Origin of the sequence: Clostridium amylolyticum, from assembly GCF_900142075.1 — a bacterium.
Classification (GTDB): domain Bacteria; phylum Bacillota; class Clostridia; order Clostridiales; family Clostridiaceae; genus Clostridium_AA; species Clostridium_AA amylolyticum.
Window position 1 is genome coordinate 239,917 of record NZ_FQZO01000005.1, and the last position, 22,674, is coordinate 262,590.

At 31.0% G+C, this 22,674-nt stretch carries 22 protein-coding genes; 7 read left to right on the forward strand and 15 right to left on the reverse strand.

Features of this window, described 5'->3' with window-relative positions; translation table 11 throughout:
• Positions 1–67 precede the first annotated feature (67 nt).
• The 4 genes from BUA82_RS12730 to ptsP form a co-directional block, all read right to left on the reverse strand.
• Positions 68–1,414 carry an ABC transporter substrate-binding protein gene (locus tag BUA82_RS12730; RefSeq protein ID WP_073008773.1) on the reverse strand — a complete coding sequence of 449 codons (1,347 nt, stop codon included), beginning with the start codon at positions 1,412–1,414 and terminating at the stop codon, positions 68–70.
• Positions 1,415–1,449: 35 nt separating this feature from the next.
• Positions 1,450–2,268: a carbohydrate ABC transporter permease gene (locus BUA82_RS12735; protein ID WP_073009140.1), complete on the reverse strand. Its 819-nt coding sequence runs from the start codon at positions 2,266–2,268 to the stop codon at positions 1,450–1,452.
• Between the two features lie 2 nt (positions 2,269–2,270).
• Entirely contained in the window at positions 2,271–3,197 is a 927-nt protein-coding gene (locus tag BUA82_RS12740) for a carbohydrate ABC transporter permease (RefSeq protein ID WP_083599935.1), read from the reverse strand.
• A 575-nt stretch (positions 3,198–3,772) separates the two neighbouring features.
• Positions 3,773–5,389 (reverse strand): phosphoenolpyruvate--protein phosphotransferase, encoded by a 1,617-nt coding sequence (gene ptsP / locus BUA82_RS12745; protein ID WP_073008776.1) that lies wholly within the window; start codon positions 5,387–5,389, stop codon positions 3,773–3,775.
• Positions 5,390–5,791: 402 nt separating this feature from the next.
• Here ptsP and BUA82_RS12750 point away from each other — a divergent pair, with 402 nt between their 5' ends.
• The 4 genes from BUA82_RS12750 (at position 5,792) to BUA82_RS12765 (ending at position 11,197) form a co-directional block, all read left to right on the forward strand.
• Positions 5,792–7,795, forward strand: coding sequence for a sigma 54-interacting transcriptional regulator (locus tag BUA82_RS12750; RefSeq protein WP_073008779.1), 2,004 nt, complete (start codon positions 5,792–5,794; stop codon positions 7,793–7,795).
• A 74-nt stretch (positions 7,796–7,869) separates the two neighbouring features.
• Positions 7,870–8,565, forward strand: a complete 696-nt coding sequence (locus tag BUA82_RS12755) for an ABC transporter ATP-binding protein (RefSeq protein ID WP_073008782.1) — start codon at positions 7,870–7,872, stop codon at positions 8,563–8,565.
• A 2-nt stretch (positions 8,566–8,567) separates the two neighbouring features.
• Positions 8,568–10,148 carry a putative ABC exporter domain-containing protein gene (locus BUA82_RS12760; RefSeq protein ID WP_073008785.1) on the forward strand — a complete coding sequence of 527 codons (1,581 nt, stop codon included), beginning with the start codon at positions 8,568–8,570 and terminating at the stop codon, positions 10,146–10,148.
• Between the two features lie 194 nt (positions 10,149–10,342).
• Entirely contained in the window at positions 10,343–11,197 is an 855-nt protein-coding gene (locus BUA82_RS12765; RefSeq protein ID WP_073008788.1) for a YitT family protein, read from the forward strand.
• A 218-nt stretch (positions 11,198–11,415) separates the two neighbouring features.
• On the opposite strand, the gene BUA82_RS12770 is transcribed toward BUA82_RS12765, so the two are convergent.
• On the reverse strand, positions 11,416–11,844 hold the full coding sequence (locus BUA82_RS12770) for a hypothetical protein (protein WP_073008791.1): 429 nt from the start codon (positions 11,842–11,844) through the stop codon (positions 11,416–11,418).
• Positions 11,845–12,122: 278 nt separating this feature from the next.
• Between BUA82_RS12770 and BUA82_RS21240 the strand changes: the two genes are divergently transcribed.
• On the forward strand, positions 12,123–12,203 hold the full coding sequence (locus tag BUA82_RS21240) for an SHOCT domain-containing protein (protein WP_073009147.1): 81 nt from the start codon (positions 12,123–12,125) through the stop codon (positions 12,201–12,203).
• A 145-nt stretch (positions 12,204–12,348) separates the two neighbouring features.
• Positions 12,349–14,172: an urease accessory protein UreH domain-containing protein gene (locus BUA82_RS12780; RefSeq protein WP_073008794.1), complete on the forward strand. Its 1,824-nt coding sequence runs from the start codon at positions 12,349–12,351 to the stop codon at positions 14,170–14,172.
• Positions 14,173–14,315: 143 nt separating this feature from the next.
• Here BUA82_RS12780 and BUA82_RS12785 read toward each other — a convergent pair whose 3' ends face one another.
• The 5 genes from BUA82_RS12785 to BUA82_RS12805 all read right to left on the reverse strand — a co-directional run bounded on the left by BUA82_RS12785 (position 14,316) and on the right by BUA82_RS12805 (position 16,590).
• Positions 14,316–14,549, reverse strand: coding sequence for an SHOCT domain-containing protein (locus tag BUA82_RS12785; RefSeq protein WP_073008797.1), 234 nt, complete (start codon positions 14,547–14,549; stop codon positions 14,316–14,318).
• Between the two features lie 129 nt (positions 14,550–14,678).
• Complete coding sequence (locus BUA82_RS12790) at positions 14,679–14,864, reverse strand: spore coat protein (protein WP_073008800.1); 186 nt, start codon at positions 14,862–14,864, stop codon at positions 14,679–14,681.
• Between the two features lie 18 nt (positions 14,865–14,882).
• Positions 14,883–15,083, reverse strand: a complete 201-nt coding sequence (locus BUA82_RS12795) for a hypothetical protein (RefSeq protein ID WP_073008803.1) — start codon at positions 15,081–15,083, stop codon at positions 14,883–14,885.
• Between the two features lie 60 nt (positions 15,084–15,143).
• Positions 15,144–15,875 (reverse strand): YetF domain-containing protein, encoded by a 732-nt coding sequence (locus BUA82_RS12800; RefSeq protein WP_073008806.1) that lies wholly within the window; start codon positions 15,873–15,875, stop codon positions 15,144–15,146.
• Between the two features lie 16 nt (positions 15,876–15,891).
• Positions 15,892–16,590 carry a YetF domain-containing protein gene (locus tag BUA82_RS12805; RefSeq protein ID WP_242948972.1) on the reverse strand — a complete coding sequence of 233 codons (699 nt, stop codon included), beginning with the start codon at positions 16,588–16,590 and terminating at the stop codon, positions 15,892–15,894.
• 503 nt (positions 16,591–17,093) lie between these two features.
• Between BUA82_RS12805 and BUA82_RS20500 the strand changes: the two genes are divergently transcribed.
• Positions 17,094–17,348: a hypothetical protein gene (locus BUA82_RS20500; RefSeq protein ID WP_143148626.1), complete on the forward strand. Its 255-nt coding sequence runs from the start codon at positions 17,094–17,096 to the stop codon at positions 17,346–17,348.
• 113 nt (positions 17,349–17,461) lie between these two features.
• Here BUA82_RS20500 and hydE read toward each other — a convergent pair whose 3' ends face one another.
• The 5 genes from hydE to citC all read right to left on the reverse strand — a co-directional run bounded on the left by hydE (position 17,462) and on the right by citC (position 22,669).
• Complete coding sequence (hydE, locus tag BUA82_RS12815; RefSeq protein WP_073008812.1) at positions 17,462–18,496, reverse strand: [FeFe] hydrogenase H-cluster radical SAM maturase HydE; 1,035 nt, start codon at positions 18,494–18,496, stop codon at positions 17,462–17,464.
• A gap of 282 nt (positions 18,497–18,778) precedes the next feature.
• Complete coding sequence (locus BUA82_RS12820; RefSeq protein WP_073008815.1) at positions 18,779–20,152, reverse strand: sensor histidine kinase; 1,374 nt, start codon at positions 20,150–20,152, stop codon at positions 18,779–18,781.
• The gene (locus tag BUA82_RS12825) at positions 20,153–20,839 is read right to left on the reverse strand and encodes a response regulator transcription factor (RefSeq protein ID WP_073008818.1); all 687 of its coding nucleotides are present in this window, start codon (positions 20,837–20,839) and stop codon (positions 20,153–20,155) included.
• A 276-nt stretch (positions 20,840–21,115) separates the two neighbouring features.
• A complete protein-coding gene (gene citX / locus BUA82_RS12830) occupies positions 21,116–21,622 on the reverse strand; it encodes a citrate lyase holo-[acyl-carrier protein] synthase (RefSeq protein ID WP_073008821.1) in 507 nt (168 codons plus the stop codon).
• Between the two features lie 3 nt (positions 21,623–21,625).
• On the reverse strand, positions 21,626–22,669 hold the full coding sequence (gene citC, locus BUA82_RS12835; protein ID WP_073008824.1) for a [citrate (pro-3S)-lyase] ligase: 1,044 nt from the start codon (positions 22,667–22,669) through the stop codon (positions 21,626–21,628).
• Positions 22,670–22,674: the final 5 nt, after the last annotated feature.

The window sequence follows — 22,674 nt, forward strand, 5'->3', positions numbered from 1 at the left end:
TTTTAAAATAAAAAACACAGGGTAATATATTGTTTTCTACAATATATTACCCTGAATATTACTTACTTTATTTATTAGCTTTATTATATTTTTCTAAAGCGCTGTTTATAGTAGTTGCTGCCTTTTCTACAGCTTCTTCAGGAGTTATCTTGTTTTGAAGCAAACTTTCAATTTGAGTTTCCACCACTTGTCTTGCCTCTGGGAATACTCCAAGTAATGCTCCTCTTGACTCCACTGGTGATGCATGAAGCTGATCTATAGCTGTTTGGAACTGAGGATATTTTTTCAAATGATCTTTCATTTCCTGCACATCATAGGCCTTTTGAGTAATTGGGAAGTATCCAGTACTCTTATGCCAGAAAACTTGCTGCTCTGGGCTAACCATGAACTTTATAAACTCCCAAGCTGCTTTTCCTCTATTTTTGTCTTTCTTATCCATTATCCATAAAGAGCCTCCGCCTATAGAAACTCCGCCTTTATCTCCTTCATTAATGGTTGGAAGGAAGGCTGTACCTACTTCAAATTTTCCATCCACACCTTTAATTACTGAATTAAGCACTGCTGTGGAGTCTATCATCATGGCTGTTTTACCTGCATTAAAAGCATTTTGAGTATCTGCGGTTTTTCTTCCAAAATTTCCTGCATTACCAGTATCATAAAGTTCTTTCCACATCTTAAATATATTTAGTCCCGCTCCATTTTTATCAAACTCTACTGTGGTAGCCTTATCTTTTCTACCATTTCCATTGTTTGCAAATTCTAAACCTTGTTTAGCCGCAAACTGCTCAAAAAACCATCCATACACCGCCATAGAATAACCGTATTGAGAAACCTTATCCCCATCTTTTTTTGTAAGCTTAGCTGCTATTTCTTTTACTTCTTTCATAGTCTTTGGTGCTTTTTCTGGATCTAAGCCCGCTTCTTTAAATGCATTCTTATTGTAATAAAGTATTGGTGTAGATGAGTTAAACGGCATAGAATTCAATTTATCATTCACTGTATAGTATCCTAGTATATTCTTCTCTAAAGTAGAAAGATCAAATTTATCTTCATCCACAAATTGCTGCATAGGAAGAGCATAGCCACTGTCTATCATCCATCTTGTCCCAATGTCATATAACTGCATTACATCAGGCCCTGCATTACCCTGCTGTGAACTCTTCATTTTATTAATAGCATCATCATAAGAGCCTTGATATTCAGCCTTAACCTTTATGTCAGTATGTGCCTTATTAAAGTCTTCCACCATCTTTGTAATGGCTTCTCCACCAGCACCTCCCATAGAATGCCAAAATACCAATTCTACTGGTTTATCAGATTTTCCACCACCCTCATCACTGCCTTTACCACATCCTGCAGCCACCGCTGTAACCATAGATGCAGCTAAAACTATTGAAAGCAACTTCTTTTTCATTACAAAACCCCCTTATTTAAATTTTAAATTACTCTTTACCCTTTTACTGCTCCTGATGTCATTCCTTTGATTAGCTGTTCTTGTCCTACTATGAATATTAATATGGATGGAATAAGTATCATAACTATGCCAGCCATGATTATTCCATAGGATTGTGCTTCAGCAAATTGAAGCATGCTTATTCCAATTTGCACAGTTCTTTTTTGTGGACCATTGGTTACTAAAAGCGGCCACATATACTGGTTCCAGGTCATTAAAAACACATATATGCCCAAAGCGCCTACTATAGGCCTAGATAAAGGCACAACTATTTTAGTTAAGAATTTGAAGGAACTACAGCCATCGATGATGGAAGCCTCTCTTAACTCTTTTGGTATAGTGAGATAATACTGCCTCATCATAAAAATCCCCATAGCTGAGGTTAAGTATGGTACAATAAGTGCTTGGTAGCTATCCAACCATCTCCAGGAAGCTACGCTTAAGTAGTTGGCAATTATAATAGCCTCACCTGGTATCATCATGGTAGCTAGTATAGCCATAAAAATAAACTTCTTCCCTTTAAATTCATAAAAAGCAAAGGCAAAGGCTGCACAACTTGCGGTGATTATCTGACCTATGGTTACCGCTAAGGAAACTAGAAAACTGTTTAATATAAACTTAAAAATAGGAGCTGTGGCAAGAACCTTTTTATAATTGTCTAAATTAAGTTTGCTTGGAAATATTTTTGGAGGATATTTAAATATATCTCCTTGACTCATGAAACTTATAGATAAAGCATAGAGTATGGGAAAGATAATTATAATCCCAATAATTAAACTTAAAATAAAGAGTGCTATTTTGCTTTTTTTGTTCATCATTATTTATAAAACACTCCTTTCTTTTCAAATTTAAATTGAATTATGGTTATAAGTAACATTATTGAAAATAAGATAACGGATTGAGTACAGGCTATTTCAAAGCGATTATTAAAAAATGCTTCTCTATAAATGGAGTGAACTAATACGTTAGTAGCATCTCCAGGCCCTCCCCCTGTCATAAGTTTAACTTGTCCAAAAGCTTGGAAGGCATTTATAATATCAATAAATATAACAAAGAATAATGTGGGAGAAACCATAGGTATTACAATCTTAAAGAGCCTTTGGAAATAGCTTGCACCATCTATTGAAGCACTTTCTACTAATTCTTCCGGTATACCTTTAAGCCCAGACAACAAGAATATAAAGTTTACCCCTAAATTAAGCCACACCGTTACCACTGCCACAGAAATCAAAGCATATCTTTCATCTGTAAGCCATCCTATATTAGACCTTAAAACAAAATTAATAAGACCTATACTAGGATGAAATAGAAGCATCCATATAATGGCAGCTGGAGCAGAAGCCACTGCCATGGGCATAGAAAACATAAGTTGAAATCCTTTACTCCCTCTTATCTTGTTATTTGCTATGAGTGCTAGTATAAACCCTATAACCAAGGTAGGTATAGCGAGCATAGGCACAAACTTAAGGGTAAGTCCCAGACTATTTTTAAATTCTGGTGCTTTTAACACCTCTAAATAATTTTCTATTCCTACCATTTCTACTACTTTTCCCTTAGCATTAGTGATGCTAAAACTTAAATATAAAGTTTTAAAAAAGGGAAAATATACAAAGGTAGAAAATAAAATCATGGAAGGAAGCAGATATAAATAAGGTGCAACTTTTTCCTTAAACTTTTTATGCCTAGGTTTAACCTTAACATTAGAAACGTTTTCATTTAATTCCAAGTTAACTGAAGTCTGCATAAATTTCCTCCTTGTTATGAATCTTGTTATAAATATAGACTAATAATTATTTATATACCTACATTAATGAGATAAATCAAAATAATATCAGCCTTTAAAGTCAATAGTATTATGCTTTTGTAATTATGCCTTTAATTCCATGATACCTTAAATTAATATGCATGTAAATATTTGTTATTTTTTCTACTAATTTGCCATGAAGGTAATGATTATCTATAAAAACTCATTAGTTTTTTTTATAATTTTAGTATCTTTTATGGAGTAAATTATATATTTACTCAGAATATTTGATATATTTTAAAAATATATCAATATTACTTATAACTAAGTCTTTTTATCAGTATTTTTGTAATATCTAGTTTATTAAATTATCAGATTTTATGTTATTTATTTAACATTCTATATTTAACAAAAAGTTTATTTACAATAAAATAAGTTTTATTAACTAATACGAATACTTATCCACAACTTAGTAACAGTTGTGCATAAATTGAAAGTAAAGCATCAAATAATTTCATAAATAATAAAATATGCTTCATAGCAAACTAAAGTTAAGCTTGTTATGAAGCATATTATTAGCAGTTTATTATTATTTTCTTAGCTGATAAAATGGAAGTTGCACTCATAGAAAATTCATCCAACCCATATTCCACCAAAGTAGGAATAGCACTTTCATCTCCAGCCATCTCTCCACACATACCACACCATTTTCCTTGGCTATGTGCGCCTTCAATGGTCATTTTAATAAGTCTTAATACCGCTGGGTGCATTGGATCATATAGATATGAGACCTTTTCGCTCATCCTATCCGCAGCCAATGTATATTGAATAAGATCATTAGTTCCAATGGAGAAGAAATCCACATGTTTTGCAAGTTCATCTGCATTTACTGCAGCTGCAGGGATTTCTACCATTATTCCCCACTCAATTTCTTCATTATATCTATATCCTTCTGATTTTAACTCTTTTTTACATTCCTCAACTATTTCCATAGCTTGTTGATATTCCTTTAAGGAAGATATCATAGGGAACATAACCTTTAGATTTCCATATATAGACGCCCTTAGCAAGGCTCTTAACTGTATTTTAAATATATCCGGTCTATCTAAACATAATCTTATAGCTCTATAGCCTAAAAACGGATTCATTTCCTCTGGCATTTCTAGATATGAAAGTTTTTTATCTCCTCCAATATCCAAAGTCCTTATAACTACTGGCTTACTTTCCATTTTTTCAAGTACATACTTGTATGCTTCATATTGTTCTTCTTCAGAAGGCATATCTTCTCTATCCATGTATAAAAATTCAGTTCTAAATAGTCCAATACCATCTCCACCGTTTGCAATAACTTGATGCACGTCTTGTGGTTTACCTATATTCCCTGAAACTTCTATCCTTTTTCCTTGTAAGGTTTTAGTCTTAACATCAATAAGTTTCTTTAACTCTTCTTTTTCATTTTCAAAGCTTTGTTTTTTATTTTTATACTCTTCAATGGTTTTTTCATCGGGGTTTACTATAATAGTTCCTTCAATACCATCTACAATTAACATATCTCCATTTTTAACCTGGCAGGTTATGTCCTTTAGTCCAACTATTGCTGGTATTTCTAATGTCCTTGCCATAATAGCACTGTGAGAAGTCCTACCACCTATGTTAGTTAAAAAAGCTATAACTTTACTTCTATCTAATTGTGCAGTATCAGAAGGAGTTAAATCATGTGCTACTACAATAGTATTTTCTTCTTCAATGGAAAATGATGACATAGACTTTCCTGCGATATTTGCAATAATCCTTTTAGAAACATCTTTAATATCTGCAGCTCTTTCCCTCATATACTCATCTTCCATACCCTCAAAAATCATAACAAAGGTATTCATTACGTCATCTACTGCCTTCATAGCGTTGCTATGATTGTTTTCTATTTCCATTTCCATTGCCCCAGTAAATTCTGGATCACCTAAAAGAACCAAATGAGCTTCAAAAACTTCTGCTTTTTCATGGCCCATAGTTTTCATAGTCTTTTCTTTTATTTTTTCAATTTGTTCTTTAGATTTTATTATGGCAGATTGTAGAGCTTTTTTTTCTTTCTCTACATTGTCTACGGTTTCACTGCTTATAACTATTTTAACTTCTTCATGTAAAAAAACCTTTCCTATAGCATATCCTTTAGATGCAGCAATTCCTTTAATCATTATATAATTCCTCCTCGTACTATATTGCTGGGTGGTAGTGCAAAACTAGTATTATATATATTATATTATTATCATTAATAATTATAAATAGCAATTAATGTGCCAACTTCATTATTAATTTAAAGTTTACAAAAGTTTTCATAAAAAACAGCTTAAAACGTGATAAATACCTATAAGTTTACAGAATAAAGCTTCTATATATTAAATTATTTTACATAATGATACAATCTTAGATTCTATTAAAAATAAAACCTGATAATTTTTATCATAGTAAAACTTCTATAATGTACGAAGAAGTTGAATAATCCTTTGTAACTGTGTTAAAATGTCCCTATGATAAAATTTATCATAGATTTTTAAAAATTGATAATTTTTATCAAATATTATTCTGGTGGTGTATTAATGTTTTCTAAAGAAATTATTATTAAAGATCCTCATGGTCTCCACACAAGAATAGCTGCAATGATGGTAAATAAAGCTTCTGAATTAATGAATAAGTACAAAGTGAACTTATATGTACAAAAGCCCCCCTATAAAGATCCCTTAGGTATAAGTATGCTGGCTCTTATATCCCTTAAGGTAAGACAAAATGAAAGTATCATAATATCTTGTAAAAACTATGAAACTGGAAAAAAAGCAGTAATAGAACTTTGTAGCTACATAGAAAATGCAATAAATATAAATACTTTATCTATGAACCAAATCGATGCCTTTATAGAAGAAACAAAAATTGCCAATGAGCAGATTTTAGAAAATCTCCCCATAGGAATTTTAGTCATAGATGCAGATTGTAATATTACCTCCATTAATAAGTACGCCCTAAGTTTTCTAGAAGGTAGTTATGAAGATGTTATAGGTAAGCCAATAACAGAATTCATATCCTCTTCAGAGCTTCCAAAAATATTGAGAACTGGTGAAAAGCAGTATGGTTTAATGCACTATATAAATAATAAAATTGCTATGGTTAATAGAAGCCCTATTTATTCTGGAGACAAAATAATTGCAGCAGTAGCAGTTTATCAAGATGTTTCTGATTTAATCGGCATGAAGGAACTTAATGAGAAGTTTAAAAAAATCCTAGAAACTTCCCATGATCTTATTTGCTTTGTTGATGAGTTTGGGAAAATAAGCTATGTAAATCCAGCCTACAAAAATTACTTTGCCTTAGAATCTGAAAATATCATAGGCAAAGAGTTAAAAGAACTATCCCCAAAAGGGTATAGGATGAAGGTGCTAAAAAGTAGAAATAAGGTAGAAAATGTGCTTCATACTAAGTATGGTGTGGATATAGTTACTAGCATAGAGCCAATTTTTATAGATGGTAACTTTAAAGGTGTAATTTCCACCTCTAAGCCTATAAATGAAATTAAAGAATTATTACATAAACTAGAAAAATCTGAAGAGGAACTAGAATATTATAAAGATGAATTTATGAGACAAAACCAGCTTAACTCCTCTTTTAAGGATATAATAGGCTCTAGCAGTTCCTTAAAGGATGTACTTCAAATATGTTCAAAAGCATCACTCAGCACTTCCACTGTGCTAATAAGAGGAGAAAGCGGAACTGGCAAGGAGCTTATTGCCAAAGCTATCCACTATAATTCTGATAGAAAGAGTAAGCCTTTTATAAGAGTTAATTGTGCAGCTATACCTGAAACTCTACTAGAAAGTGAGCTTTTTGGTTATGAAAAGGGTGCATTTACAGGTGCTAATAAAAGCAAACCAGGTAAATTTGCCCTTGCAGATGGAGGCACCTTATTTCTAGATGAAATAGGAGATATGCCTACTTCCATGCAGGTAAAGCTTTTAAGAGCTCTACAAGAGAGAGAAATAGAAGCCCTAGGAGGATTGGCACCACAAAAAATAGATGTAAGGGTTATAGCAGCTACCAATAAAGATTTAGAAACCATGTTAAAGGAAGAAACCTTTAGAGAAGACTTATATTATAGGCTTAATGTGCTTACCATAACCCTTCCCCCTCTTAGGCATAGACAAGAAGATATCAGTGCACTTACTGAACATTTTATTAGTAAATTTAATGTCAAACTAGGTAAGAATATTAAAGGAATAGATAGAAAAAGTCTTAAATTACTTCAAGAATACAATTGGCCTGGCAATGTTAGGGAATTGGAAAATATCATTGAAAGAGCCCTTAATTTATGTGATGGAACTATTATAATAGAAAAAGATCTTCCTTCCTACATAAATTCTATACAAGAGCCTAGTCATGAACTAATTAGAACTGTAGAAGGTGACCTTCTGCCTTTTGAAGAATATGAAAAAGCTCTTATAAAAATAGCCATGGAAAAATATAAAAGTTATAATAAAGCTGGAAAGATGCTTGGTTTAACCCATAGAACAATATCCTTGAAATGTAAAAAATATGATATAAATATAAAAAATTAAATTAATATTAAAGGAATTTATTTTAAGCTATAGAATATGTACTATGGCTTATTTTATTTAAGGAGGACAAAGAATTGCTAAAAGTTGAGAATTTAACTAAAAAATATAACAAGGTGGATGCTGTGAAAAATGTCAATTTTACAGTAGAGCCTGGAAACATAGCAGTGCTGGCTGGACCTAATGGTGCAGGAAAATCTACTACCATAAAGTGCATTACAGGTTTACTGCGCTATGAAGGAAAAATAGAGGTTTGTAACAAGGAAAATAAGACTCCTGATGGTAAAAGATGTTTAGGTTATGTTCCAGAAGTACCTGCTCTTTATGACTATTTAACGGTTTACGAACATATTCAATTTATAGCAAAAGCTTATGGTGTAACTGAATATGAAGAAAAGGCTGAAGAGTTACTTAAAAGGTTCGAGCTTTATGATAAAAAAGATAAATTAGGCAGGGAACTTTCTAAAGGTATGCAGCAAAAAATAAGTATATGCTGTGCTGCCATTATAAATCCCAAGGTTATTTTATTTGATGAACCTATGGTGGGTTTAGATCCTAAAGCCATAAAAGAACTAAAATTATTAATAACAGAATTAAAAATGCAAAATACTGCCATAGTAATAAGCACTCATCTTTTGGATAGTGTGGAAGATATATGGGATAAGATACTAATTATGAAAAATGGAGAGATAATTCTATCTCGCACCAGAGAAGAACTTCACCTAACCGGGGAATCTTTAGAAGAATTATTCTTTGAAGTAACGGAGGGTTAAATATGAAGCCGTTATTTTTTATATTAAAAAGATCTGTAATAAACTATTTTAAGGATATAAAGAACAAGCCCTCTAGATTAATTCCTTACATATTAACTGCAGTTTTTATGATATTTCTTATTTTAAGCAGTATATTTGGGAAAGGTGAAGGGAAATATAAATCTCCAGAAATACTTATGGCTATAGTTACAGCTGTTTTATTAATATGGTTCTTTTCTCAAGCTAAATCCCATGTTAATACTCAAAGTTCAGCTTTTAGGATGAGTGATGTGAATTTTCTTTTCACTTCACCTATTTCCCCTGCAGATATATTAATTTATGGGTTTATAAAACAAATTTATTCCACCTTAATTTTTTCATTCTTTTTGCTATTTCAAATACCCAACTTGACTCTAAATTTTCGCTTAGTAAGGTTTGGAGCATTTTACTTTTTACTGGTTTTCTTTTTATTTGCTTTAAGCATGTCTATATTATCCATGATAATATATTCCTATGCCTCTAGAAGCTCTAAAAACAAGAGTATTGTCAATGGGTTATTAAATGCTTCTGCCATATGCCTTGTAGGGTTTGTAGGTTATGAGTTATTACTTGGAAGAAGCAACTTATGGAAGACAGCTATAGAAATCTTCAACTTGAATCTTTGGAACTATGTTCCTATAATAGGATGGGTAAGGATACTAATATCAAAGATAACTACTTCTTTGGATAGTTTTTTTGTTTTATACCTTATTCTTATGTTAACTACTATGTTCTTATTAATACTTCTTTTATATAAAATGAATTTAGATTATTATGAAGATGTTTTAGCCTCTTCTGAAAAAAATGAAAACATCGCTATGGTTAAAAGAGGAAATAAGAATGGAGTTTCACAAGTGGATAGAAGCAAATTTGGTAAAATTAGAGTAAGAAAAGCTTCTATTGAATATAAAGGTTCTGGAGCTAAGGCAATCTTCTATAGACACCTTTTAGAATATAGAAAGACAGGTTTTCATCTTATAAACCTATATACTATATTGATAGTAGTCAGCGCTATAATATTTTCTATAGTTAGTCCAATAAAAAATCTAATGTTTTTAACTTATGGTTTGGCCTATTTCATGGTTACTTCATTATTTGCAGGTAAGTGGTTTCAAGAGCTTGGTAACCCTTATATATATCTAATACCAGATACTTCAGCCAAAAAAGTATTTTATTCTACCTTAGCAAACCTTATAAAAACTCTATCTGACGCTATACTGGTATTTGTTACCGCAGGAATATTATGCAAAGCTGACGTAATAACCATATTACTCTCCATAATAACCTACGTTAGCTTTGGTGCTATATTTAACTATGCATCGGTATTAAGCGTAAGATTATTTGGCAAAATAGCCAGCGATGCTTTAAAAGGCATGCTAATGTTCTTTTCAGTATTTGCAACTATAGTACCAGGAATTATTATAAACTTAGTACTTGTTTTAACCCTAAACAAAATCTTTGGAATATACACAGAATATATAGGATGGATATTAACTAATGTGATATTATCGCTAATTTTTATACAACTAGGAAAAGGAATATTCGACAACATTGAGCTAATTTAAAATTTCAGAAGAAGTAAAAAGTAAGAAGTATAATTAACTTAAAAAAACTCTGTGAGTTTTATCCATAGCTCTTACCTCTTACCTATTACCTATTACCTATTCATACATTAGAATTTAGAAATATATAAAAATAATTAAGAATTGAGGATCTAGATTCTCAATTCTTAATTCTCAACTACGAAACGGAGATAAAGATGAATTATATTAAGAGTAGAAAAACTAACATAATTGATGTTGTTATTATATTTATTGGATGCCTTATCGCATCTTTAGGAGTGAACGTGTTTCTTGTTCACGCTAAATTGCTTAGTGGCGGGGCTACTGGCTTAGCACTAATAATTCAGTATTTAACTAGGTTTAAAGCTGGTTATACAGTGTTTATTATCAATATACCACTATTTATTTTAAGCTACTTTAAACTTAATAAAAGCTTCACTTATTATTCAGCTATAGGTATGCTTTCTCTTTCATTATCCTTAATTATAACAGAACCATTAACTAGTAGTATGTATCTTAATGATACCCTCTTATACTGCATATATGGTGGGGTATTGTGTGGCATTGGCTATGGATTAGTGTTTTCAAGAAATGGTTCCACTGGTGGTACAGACATAATAACCATGCTTATCAGGAAAAAATATACTGGAGATATAGGTAAAGTAGGATTTATCCTTAACTGTATAATTATAACCGTAGGAGCAGCATTTTTTGGACTACCGAAGGCTCTTTATACTTTGATATCTATTTATATTCAAGGCTTGGTTTTAGATAAGGTAGTTAAAGGGCTTTATAAAAAGCAGCTTCTCCTCATAATTACTGAAAAAGAGGAAGAAGTTATGGACTATATAATAGTGAGTCTTCATAGAGGAGTCACCACTTTACCAGCTGAGGGTGGATACACCCAAACCCAAAGAAAAATGCTATACTGCATAGTTACCCTAAGCCAAATGGTAGAACTAAGGCAAACCATACTCCAAATAGACCCTAAAGCCTTTATATCCATCATCGACGTATCCGAAGTCAATGGAAGAGGGTTTAAATCAATTTAGAATTGAGAATTTAGAATTGAAAATGAAGAAGGTTTTTTCTGAAAAATCATCAGAAAAAACGACAATATATAAAAAGAAAAGATAAAAGCATAAGTATTCATAAAACTTATGCTTTTATCTTTTCTTAGTAGTTAGGTATTTAGTTTACTCATTATTGTTTTAATAAGATGATTTAATAACTCAATCATCTTGATTAGCATTATTAACTGTATTATATATTATCTTCCCATCATGGAGTTGTGTCTATTAACCATTTCTTGTCTGCTTAAAGCTCCCATCATCTTTGACATTCCATCATACCCATTGTTTTTCATTATATTTATCATCTTCTCATACTGTTCATCAGTAATGTTATTCATAAAGTTACTCATAGCATTATAATCTCCATTTTCCATAGCTTTAGCGCCTTCTTGGAAGCCATTCTCTTTCATTAAACCTATCATTTTATTGTATGAATCATTGTTATTTATATTATTTGTCTTCATCATTTCTCTAGAAAATCCAGAGCTATTAGAATTACTTTGATACATCATTCCTCTTCCAACCCCAAAGTTATTAACATTATCATTTTCCTTGGAATATACAACAGTAATTACTCCTAAAGCTAATATAGCTGTAGTCATGATTACTAATATTTTTTTCTTCATTAATTATATCTTCCTCTCTAATTAATTTATTTTCTATGTTTACATTCTACACTTAGAATGTGAAGGAATTATGAAAAAAGCAATATATCATAATATTATGATTCTCTTCATATTTCCTTCATAATTTAAAAATATAATGTAACTAGTTAAATAAAGGAGATGATAATTATGATGTTATTCCCAATAATTATTTTAATTATTCTTGTATTTGTTATATTCAATTCAAAAGATAGAGAAAGGATTATTAGTTTCAGAGGAGATGAAAAAAGGCATTAGATATTTTAGATAGAAGGTTTGCTAATGGTGAGATAAGTGAAGATGAGTATCTACAAAGAAAATCTGTGTTAATAGAAAAGTAACTAACTACTAAAACAAACAACAGGAATATTTTAATATAGTACATATTCTTGTTGTTTATTTCATCTTACTTACCTAAATCTTCATAAAATCCACATATCTATTTTATATAATTTTCTCTGTGAAATAGATATAGGGAGGAAATTTATGAATATTAAGAGTGAAAAAATTAAAGTATATGAAATGACCTGTACCTCTTGCGAAAATAGAGTTGAAAAAGCTGTAAAAAAGTTAGAAGGTGTATTAAATGCTAAAGCAAGTTACAGTGGACAATTTGTAGAAGTTGAATATGATAACGAATTATGTAGCATAAGCAAAATTAAAGCCGCAATAAATAGTGCTGGTTATAGTACTAAGAGTTCAAATGATTATAAATTCGTGGGAATCCTTATAATAGTAGCTGCAATAATACTACTGGGTTTAAAAACTAGTGGCTTTGACATGGAATCAAAACTTACTAATTCTTCATATGCAGTTCTTTTTGTAGTGGGAGTTCTTACATCAATACACTGTGTAGGTATGTGTGGAGGCATTATGCTTTCTCAAAGTTTATCAAAAGAAAGTAATAATAAACTTGAAGCTATTAAACCAGGGCTAATGTATAACTTAGGAAGAGTTATATCCTATACTATTCTAGGCGGTATAGTTGGTGCCCTTGGTTCAGTATTTTCTCTTTCAATTACTGCACAAGCCATAATGCAAATAATTGCTGGTGTTTTTATGATTATTATGGGATTTAACATGGCTGGTTTCAGTACCTTTAGAAAGTTAAGTATAAAGCTACCTCATTCTGTATGTAAAGCTAAAAATAAATCTGGCTCACCTTTAATTGTTGGACTTTTAAATGGACTTATGCCTTGCGGCCCTCTTCAAACCATGCAGCTTTTTGCTCTTGGGACAGGAAGTGCTGCTAAAGGTGCTTTATCGATGTTTGTTTTTTCTATAGGAACAGTACCTCTTATGCTTACCTTCGGTGCCTTATCAGGGCTTTTAAGCAAAGGCTACACTAAAAAAATACTAAAATTTAGTGGAGTACTTATCATTGTTCTAGGATTAATCATGGGGAATAGAGGCTTTGCCTTAGCTGGAGTAAATGTCAATCCATTATCAGCTCTATCTAAAAGTTCAAACTCCATATTAGGTGGAGGTTCTGATGCAAATGTTGCTAAAGCTACCATTAAGGATGGAGTTCAAATTATAAATATGACTGCTGACAATAAAGGATATACCCCTAATGCTTTTTATGTTCAAAAGGGAATACCTGTAAAGTGGGTAATCGACGGAAAGCAAATTAACTCTTGTAATAATGCAGTTGTAGCACAGTCATTAAATATACAGAAAAAGTTAAAAAGTGGTGAAAATATTATAGAATTTACTCCTGGTGATAAAGATATAAATTTTAGTTGCTGGATGGGTATGATACGTGGTGTAATAAAGGTTGTGGATAAGCTTGATTCCGTAGATACATCAAAGACTGATACATCTTTACCACCAGCTAGTTCCGGGCCAAGCTGTTGTGCAGTTCCTGTAACTGATGGTTCAAGTTCAGGTTCTGGCTCTACTAGTCAATCAAGTATATACGGCAATGATATATCTAAGGTTCCTACTGATACTTTAGTAAACATAGCTCTAAAACTTAACAAATATTACAATGCTGCATTTAAGGGGACTGGATATGAACTACAGCCATTAATCGTTGTAACAGGAAGCAGTACTAATACTAAACTTACATTTGATTTAAATGCTTTTGATAATGCTGAAGGAAAATATCTTATTGTAGATGCTGCCACAGGAAAAGAGATTTCCTCCTTCAATGGTAAAAAAGGTATAAATGAGATTGTATTTAGTCCTAAAAAAGTTGGTGGATATGCTATTGTTAAAGATAATATAGTCCTAGGTATAATTGAGGTTGTTGATAATCCTCAAAATGCTGATATAGAGAAAATCAGAAATAACTATCTCAATCAATAATAATTTAATAAAAATCCTAAGAAAGAGAAGTATTAAGAAATATTAATCTTCTCTTTCTTAACCTACCATTTTATTTCACTTTTATAACAATTGTTGGTATTAATGTGTATAAATTATAAGTTTTAACCTCTTTATTTATTATCTTATTTACTTTCTATTGTATCTCTCATTCTTTTATATTGCTCCTCATCAATTTCACCTTTTGCAAATCTCTGTTTTAATATTTCTATAGCATTGTCATTAAAGGTTCTATTATGATTGGTTTTCCCACCACTTATTACTTTATATGTTACTATAGTAAGCACTATAATTAAGACTATCAGTATAAACCAAAAGAAACCGCCCCAGTACATCATATTGTATCCATATCTCATCATTATTTTTCTCTCCTAACTACTATTAAAATTAGCTTTACCTTTTCAAATTAAAATATAGAGTAAATTAGCTTTTAGATAATGAAGTTATTGTTGCTAACCTAAAACTCAATCCCTGCTTTGCTCAAATTCCTATTGTCCAATCATATTTTTAATTTCTTGCTGCAACAGCGAAATGTTTTTCATTTTTGAATCTCTTAATTGTGTAAAAAGCTGACGCACCTCAGGATTGCTGATTTCCATCAGGTATTTATTATACATAGCCTGTAGCATCATTTCATCCTGTAGGGAATCCTGTAAATAATCCATAGTTTCCATATAACAACATCTCTCCTTTTAAACAATTAAAAACTTTGACATAGTTTCTGATAATGTTTTTAAGCTATTACGCGAACCCTGTTCCATTTCTTTTAGCATTTGCTTTATCTTTGGATGATTTATTTGATCAGACATATAAGAATATTTTTTTGCCATACCCTCTTCATGAAATTGCATTTCCTTAAAAGCATTGTTCATTATTTCTTTTTCAGTAAGCATTTCTATATTACCTCCTAGTGTTCCTTATTTAGATCATAATAGTATTTAATTAATACATACTTAATATTTCTTATTTTCTGTGACTACTGAATAATATAATTCACCACTAGAATCAATCAATGCGGCATAAACATCTTTAACATTTAAAATTCCCTTTTTAAGTAATTCTTCTTTCAACCATTTCTCATCATATCCCAATTCTGTTAAGTTCTTTTTTACAATTTTGCCTTCATTGATAAGTACCGTTGGATATCCACCGCCCATTGTCTCAATATTTAAATCTTTTGGAGTTACTGGTTGACTATCCGATTTTTTCAGAACACTTACATGTCCACTAGTCTCTAAAACTGCAGCCTCTGCATCACCTATGTTAGGAACGTCTACATTTCTCATATCAGATAGCAGTAATTCTAATGGAAAGAAGGCTTTTGCCATGTTAGGCCTAAGAAGTTTTCCCTCTGATACTAATGTTATTGATCTTCCAAAAACAACTTTTGCAAAAGCTCTATTTTTTACTGCAATATAGGATATAAGATAATGAAGTACATACACGGTAATAATTATTGCAACAGTGTTAACAAAGCTTATCTTAGGTTCTAATAATGGGGCTGCAGTTATACCACCCATCATCCAGAAAAATACAAAATCAAAACCTGCAAACTGACCACCAGCTCTATGTGGTAAAATCTTTCCTTCAACAAATAGCAAAATTCCAACAAGAATAGTGCGTATAGTGAATATGTAGGGACTAATTTCCTGAACAGATCCGAATATTTCTTTTAATAATTCCATCATCATACCTTCTTTATTACATACTCATATAAACCGTTCCATCTGATTCAAGCATAGCTAAGAATACATCTTTTAAATTTATATTGCCCTTTTCATTTAATTTTGCCATCAGCCAGTCATAATCTAGCCCTAGAGCATGGAGATTTTTTTCATCAATCTTACCGTCATAAATAAGAATAGTAGGTAGTGCTGATACCTTATATGGCAAATTCATCTGTTTTCTTGTAAGAGGCAATGCTTGAGGCTTTTTAATAACATTTATTTTCCCATAGGGCTCTAGTATAACGGTATCAATTTCTGATAGATTATGAGCTCCTTTTAGCCTTAATTGTCCTAATAGATTATCTATAGTTATATGACAATCTAGCATGTTTTCCCTAAGTATTATTCCTCCTTTCATAAGAATAGTAGCATGCCTATCAATTGCTCTGGGCCATTTTATATCTAAATAAGATAAAAATATATTTACAAAGGCATATACAAAGATAATTACTATTCCAGATGTAAGAGAAGATTCGGGATTTAACATTCTAATAGCAGCTAAGCTCACAATTCCAGCAGCTACTAAATAATTATTCCCTGTTAAAATTCCTACCTGGCGATGCCCCATCAAGCGAGTTGCAATAATTAATGCTATATAAAGAATAACAGCCCTTATCATCAACACAAATGTAGGTAAGTTCTTACTCCCTTCCCAAAATGAATTCCAGTCCACCTAAATCACTCCTTCAAATACCTTCAATTCATTAGTACGAATCTTAGAATAAAAATCATATTTAGCATATGATTAATGGAAGATTTTATGCATAAAAGAGTATGAAAATTATATAAAGCAAGCTCAGAATCCTCTTAGGAATAAAATAATTGCAAACATAATAAGATAAAGCTTAAAGGAGTGGTTTTAAAATGGGTATAGCAACTATGACAGTAAACAAATATCAAAAATGTATTGACGAATGTAACAGATGTGCACGAGAATGCCATACATGCGCTGATGAATGTAGAATAATTTATTATCACTATATTAACCTCTTTCATATAATGTAGAATAAACATAAATTAAAGGGGTTTGAAAATTTGATAAATTATTACTTACCTTCTCCACAATTTCTTACTGGAGCTAATGCGATATCAATTGTAAGCCACCCACTAGAAATTCAACCAGGTAATCCTGTTAAAATAGTTAAGCCTTGGTTTGGAAACCTATGCGCAGTTCAATTGCCAGATGGCATGATTCATCGTCGGTTTGCATGGTTTGAACTAAGACCAGAAAATCCTTGTGTAACCCCTCACACTCCTGGTAGCTTTGCTACAGTTATAAGTACAACTGGACATGGTAATCCGCCGCATGTTAAAGTAGGAACAAGAGTAAGAATTGTAAAATGTATTCCAACAACTTTCTACGATTTAAAGCTGAGTAACGGTAAATATCACCGATGGCTAGCTGAGTTTGAGTTAGCAAACCCTATATAAAATATTCCCATAAAAAGCACCCAGATTCAAGGATTCAGGGTGTTTTTTATATTAGTATACAATTGTACTTTCCTTTTGAATTGTAGCAGAACATTTAGCATATCATAGTGCATTCAACAGTTATATGCTTTATTTTTTCTAAAACCATATTCATCTGAAACATATCTTCCAATACTAGTTATCTTTCCAGTTATGCATCCTCTACAGTGTGCCGGAGTATCATTTATGCATATCTTTCCTGGGTACAATGCATACAGTTTTCTATATTCTCCTTCAGTTACATTAGGCATTACTACATTTGCTCCATTTTGCAATGCTAATATTCTTCCCTGCTTATTCAAGGTTTCCATAGCTGTTGTAGCTGGTATATTAATATCTAACATTAAAAGTCTTGCAAGTGCCATAACCTTTAAACTTAGTTCAAATTTTCCTCCTTCTTCATTCTTTAAAGGAGTATATTCATTTGGTATAAAGGGACCTACCCCAATCATATCAGCATCGATCTCCTTAAAAAATAAAAGGTCATCAGCTATTGATTTAATATTCTGCCCTGGGAGTCCTATTAAGCTTCCTGTACCCAATTCATAGCCTAAAGCTTTAATATCTTTAAGACATCTTACCCTATTTTCAAAGCTCATGCCTGGATCCATTTTTTCATATAAAGCTTTATCAGTAGTTTCTATTCTTAAAAGATATCTATCTGCACCTGCTTCCTTAAAGGCTTTATATTCTTCATAAGACTTTTCACCAATACTTAAGGTTATTGCCAAACCTAAAGATTTTATTTTTTTAATAATATCCGTAATGATGTTAGTAGTAAAGTAACTATCTTCACCAGATTGGAGAACTACTGTCTTGTAGCCATAACTCTTAGCTTTTCTAGCAAAATCATATATGGTATCTACATCAAGCCTATATCTTATTAAATTTTTATTATCCCTTCTTAGTCCGCAATATAAACAGTTTTGCTTACATATATTCGAAAATTCAATTAATCCTCTTAAATGTACTTCGTCTCCAACATAGCTTTTTCGTACTCTATCAGCTACTTTAAACAAATCTTCATTGTAATAATCGTTTTTAAGAATTTCTACTAATTCCTCTTTACTTAACCTGTGCTCTAATTCAAGCTTTTTAATTAAATCCATAATATTATCCTTTCCTTTTCATAATTATTCTTATCTTTTAATATTTTTTGTAGATTTACAAAGGAAAATTTAACAAACTCCAAAAAATTCCTATATCCATTACTTTAGAGTCAAATGATCACTTCATTAGTTCCTCTATATTATCACATGAATAAATTATTTCTCATATTTTATCAACAATAACATAATAATATAACTTTTTTATGTAGATTTTATGAAAAAATTTATTTTATAGCATTTAAAGTTTTTCGTTAATTTCTTCATAAAAATAATATAACTATCCTACGTATGCTCTCTCTTTAAAGTGATCTTAACCTTAGTTCCTTTACCTTTTTTACTTTCAACCTCCATACTTCCAGAATGAAGCTGAACTATATTTTTAACAATGGTTAAGCCTATACCACTTCCTTCAATTTCATTTCTACTCTTATCTCCTCTATAAAGCCTTTCAAATATAAATGGTAAATCTTCTTCCTTTATTCCAATACCATTATCTTCAACCTCTACTATAATATTTTGATTATTTCTGTACATTTTAACAAATACCTTACCACTGCTTTTAGTAAATTTTAAAGCATTAGATATTAGATTTATAAAAATTTGTTTTAACTTATCCTTGTCACCAGTAATGCCATAGTCCATATTTGGCTCAAAATAATAACTGAGCTTAATACCTTTATTTTTTGCTGTCATATAAAAGTCTTCACATATACCTAGAATAAGCTCATCTAAAACCACCTTTTCAAAATTGAGTTTAATACTCTCAGATTCAAACTCTTTTAGTACATCTAGATTATTTAATAATCTGCCGAATCTCACTACTTCCTCGTTTAAATAATTCAGTCTTTCTGTTGAAACTGGAAATACCCCATCTATCATAGCTTCTAGATTATTCTGCAACACATTCAAAGGTGCTCTTATTTCATGAGATATATCAGAGATTAAACGCTTTCTAAGCATATCCTGATACTTAAGTTTTTCTGCTAAAATATTAACACTCTTTCGTAGATTTTCTAATTCTTCAATATTGGATTTCGCACTAGATTTTGTGTTAAAGTTTCCTTCTGACAAGCTTACTGATAGGTTAGCCACATTTTTTATGGGAATAGAAAACTTTTTTGAAAAATACAGGCTAATCAAAATAATAATAAATAAAGTTATACCACCACTAGTTATAATACTTTTATTTATTGATAATTTAAAATTCACGTCTTCGTCAGACAACAATACTGAGGAATATTGTCCTATATCAACATACCCAACCACTTCTCCATTGACATTAATTTCAAATCTTTTAGAGGTATAGACTCCTTTTTCATTAACAATCATGGTATTCAAATGCTGCTTATCTTTAATATCATTTGGATCCATCCCCCATATAGACTTCTTATTCTTATCTAGTAATGTTAAGCAATAATTACTCATATAAGCCTCATGCAGTAATTCAGTACCTGATTCCTTAGTCCACTGTCCATCTCTTTTATAAATTTCTTGAAGATATGATACGATTCTCTCATACCTCTTATTTTGAGTGTCTACCATATATTCATTGAACTTATTATTTATAGTTATGTTAACAAATAAAGTTATTAATGCAATTGCAATAATTGAACATACTATTAATAAAGTACTTAATTTACTTCTTATTGACTGCATCTAAATATCACCGCCAAATTTATATCCTACTTTTGTAACAGTTACAATATACTTTGGATTTTTTGTATCTGCTTCAATCTTTTTACGAATATTTTTTATATAAACATCAATTGTTCTATCATAGCCATCAAAATCAATACCAAATACTTTATCTATAAGCTGTTCTCTAGAAAGCACTTTTCCCTTATTTTCTATAAGTACATACAATATATTAAATTCATTAGGAGTAAATGGCACTTCTTCCCCATTAATTCTAACTATTCTTTTATCATAATCTACAATTAAACTTCCATCATTAAAAAAAATAGAATCCTGCTCAGTTTCTACATTTACTCTCCTAAAAAGTGCATTTACTCTTGCAATAAGCTCTCTAGGACTAAAAGGTTTAACTAAGTATTCATCTGCTCCTATATTTAATCCCTCTATTCTATCATTTAATCCTCCCTTTGCTGTAAGCATAAAAATATGCACGTCAGAGTTTTGTCTTATTATTTTACACACTTCTTCTCCACTTATATCTGGAAGCATTAAATCAAGTATTATTAACTTAAAATCTATCGTTTTAAAAAGTTCCATTCCTTCTAGTCCTTTTGCCGAACAATATACCTTATACCCTTCTTTCTCTAAATATGCCTTTAAAATCTCAGATACTCTTTCCTCATCCTCAATTATTAAGATATTATGCATATTATTCCACCTTCCTTTTTATGCTGCAACGCAAAAATATAGCCAGTATAATAATTTTATCTTTTACTTAATAGAAATAATTATATCAATATCTTTTAAAGATTTTATGAAGATTTTTTCTCTCTTTACTTAATCATTTTATATTCTTTATGTTAACTTTATAAAGGCAAAAAATAAGGGCTGTGGCGCTAATTACTTAGTGCCGCAACCACCTTTTTTACTACATTTTAACTTTTTTCGGTGTTTTTCCAGAAAAAGTTACATTCATTCTAAATTCTAAATTTCTTTAACCTCCTTGTAGCTTTTGTTTATATACTCTATTACTGAACTTATGGTGTGTTTTTTGTTTCTGATGCAGTTCTGGGCTATGTCATTGCAAATATAGCATTTTCTGGGTGCATATCCTAGGGAGGTTCTGCTTATGGACATAAAAGTATTTGGATTATACACATCTATATCTACACATCTTCCTAAGGAATTTTTGTCTTCAATTTCAATGGTTAGCTTTTTTATCTCCATGGCCTCCATATCTATAACCATAGTTATATTAGGTCCCTCAGAGGTTATTCTGTATATTTTCAATCTTATTTTATTACCAAAAACATCTGAAACACACTTATCTATTGCCTTCAAAATCTTTTCAGTTAATGGATTGGTTTTATTAAGCCCAGGATAGTTCACTCTAATAAAAACTAAAGGCTTTTTATGTACAAGCATTATATTTTGCTGTAAAATCACTCGTTTTTCTCTTTCATTAAGTAAATCTTCCGCTGTATATCCCATGTATTAATGTGGAGCATCTGTATTTCTTAATTTCTCCACAATCTCCTTTCCTTGCTCTGAGTTAATAAAATTCCAAGTTACTTCAGGAACCATCTTGCAAACCTCTTGAAACTTATTTGCTTTTAATAAGTTTCTTACTCTAGACGCACTCACAGCTCCGTAGTCATCCTGCATTCTAGTAATTTCAATTAATTCAATACCATAATTATATAGTATTTCCTTTAAAGCTTCATTATATGCTCTAGTCACCTGGCAATAAGGTTCATTTCCTACATATCTCTTTGTAATGTTTAACTTTTTAGCAAAGAACTCGGAAAAAATTCCCGCATCTATTTGGGTATAAGCTTTGAGCTTGCTACCTTCTTCCCTTAAGAAATAGGAAGGAAAGGTAGCAGAAGATATGATATATTCTCCACCAGATATTACCTTAACATTTCTTAAATGCTTTACCCCTAGTTTTACTAAATTTAACCTATCTTCAAAAGGAAAGGTAGATTTATCTTCTTCTACTATAAAAACTAAAATTTCATTATTTTCCATTGAGGCTCTTTCTATAAGATATTTATGTCCAAGAGTAAAGGGATTACAATTCATCACTAAAGCTACTTTAGGTAATGCAGTATCTATGGAATATTTCACTATAAGTTTATCTAGATAATTATTTATATCATATATACCATGCTCTAAAAGAATAACCTCTTCTGCTTCATATAACACCTTGAAGCCAATAGAAGTAAAAATACCCTTATTCTTCTTTTTAGTAAAGACAAAGCTGTGATATATATGATTATTAAACATTTCATCCAGCATTGTGGTAACCATGGCTGAAGAAACACCTTGCCCTTGATACTCCTCATCTACCGCAAAACATTTAAGTATATTTTTACTCTTAGAACAAGTACCTATAATCTTATCATTATCTTTCATGAATATAGTGTAATCTATATCTTCTTCATAATTTAAATTAAATTTATTAAGATATTCCTTAACCATAATAATTTCATTTTTATTACTTAAATTAACTTCTTGAATTTGCAATCCAATCATATTTA